Annotated in this window: 1 protein-coding gene and 1 pseudogene; one reads left to right on the forward strand and one right to left on the reverse strand. The window is 71.4% G+C overall.

Going from position 1 to position 1,661, the window contains the following annotated elements:
* A pseudogene (locus O3X23_RS43835) lies at window positions 1-475 on the forward strand (ATP-dependent DNA helicase); the annotation flags it as partial.
* A 244-nt stretch (window positions 476-719) separates the two neighbouring features.
* Here the strand turns inward: O3X23_RS43835 and O3X23_RS43840 are convergent.
* Window positions 720-1,661: MFS transporter (locus tag O3X23_RS43840; protein ID WP_269280992.1), on the reverse strand; the 942-nt coding region annotated here is incomplete at its 5' end.

The following is a 1,661-nucleotide window of genomic DNA, read 5'->3' on the forward strand; positions in this document are numbered from 1 at the left end:
AGCACTGAGCCCCCACGTCGGACCGCGGTTCCAACTGCACAACCTGACCGTCAGTTACCGCACCACGCAGGAGATCCTGGAGAGCGTCCGGGACCTGCTCACGCGGATCGCCCCGGACCAGAAGCCCACACGGTCACTGCGCAGCGGTGAAAGCCCTCGCACCGTGACTACGCCTCCGGACGGGTTGGTCACCGCCGTCGTTCAGGAACTCCGCGCCCAGAGCACCGCGCACCCGGGCGAGCTCCTGGGAGTGATCTGCGCGGACACCCAGGTGAGCGAGCTGACGGCCCAGGGCATCGCTCACCACGCACGCATCGTGCCGGCGTCCGAAGCACGCGGCCTGGAATTCGACGGGGTCGTTGTCATGAACCCCGAGGAAATCATCACCGCGCGCCCGGGCGGGGAAAGGGACTTGTACGTAGCCCTGACCAGGGCCACCAAACGCCTGTGCACCATCACCGTCCAGCCCGCCTGACGACTCGGCGCCCGCGTCGTCGCCGCGGGCGCACCCGGCTCCCGCTGCGTGCCGTGTCTTCCCCTGCGCTGAGACCAGTCGGCGGTGGTGTTCGGGATTGGACCCGTGCCTCACGCGAGGCGACGAGACGGGTCCCCACCCACACGCCGTCGGCGCCCAGGCACAGAGCAGCGGCGACCTGGCGTCCATGGTGATCCCGCCCGCCGCGAGGACGAGGGCGCACTCAGCCACGGCGTACCTGGTGTCACGACAATTCGGGTGCACTCTCCCGAACGGGATCCGCGGATTCCGGGTGGCCTGGACCGCTGGTCGAGGTAACACCACGCAGTGCCGCTTCGACCCGCCGGTTGCTGGTCATGGTCGCCGTGACGGCGGTCATGGTCAGGAGGAGGCCGGCGGCGGTGTAGAGCGGGGTACGCAGGTCGTACGTGGTGGCCAGCCAGCCACCGAGGAAGGCGCCGAACGGGGCTGCGCACATGGCGAGCATGCGGGAGGTGGAGGCGACCCGCCCCATCAGGTGGGCCGGGACGATCGCCTGCCGGAGGGAGGGCCCGAGCACCATCGTGGCGCCCATGCCCGCCCCGCAGACGGCGAGCGCGAGGCCGGCGATGTACGGGTTCGGGGCGGCGGCAAGGCCCAGGATGGCGAGTCCCTCGACCGCGGCCGTGCAGGTCAACGCGGTACCGGTACCGAGTCGTCGGCCGAGGAAGGAGGCGATGGCTGCGCCGAGCAGACCGCCGGTGGCCTCCGTCGTCAGAAGCAGGCCGAAGCCGAAGGCGCCGATGCCCAGACGGTCGTGCGCGAAGAGGGCCAGTACGGTCTCCACGGCGAGGAAGGCGACGTTCCCGACCGCCGGACGCAGCGCGAGCCCGAGCAGCAACCGATCCCGGAAGACGTACGAGGCCCCGGCCCGCGCCTGCCGCAGCAGCGACTCATGGGCCTTTGGTACGGGCCGGGGCGCGGTAGGCAGCGACCGTACGAGCAGTGCGGAGAGTGCGAACGAGATCGCGTCGGCGAGCAGCGGAACCGCCCGCCCGAGCACGAGCAGGGCACTGCCCGCGGGCGGCCCCGCGAAGCCGGACGCGGCGGTCTGGGTGCCGCGCAGGCGGGAGTTGGCGCGCTCAAGGAGTGCGGGGTCGCGGCCGAGCAGATCCGGCAGATAGGCCGTGGCGGCCGTGTCGAAGAA

Source organism: Streptomyces sp. H39-S7 (genome assembly GCF_027158205.1).
Taxonomy (GTDB): domain Bacteria; phylum Actinomycetota; class Actinomycetes; order Streptomycetales; family Streptomycetaceae; genus Actinacidiphila.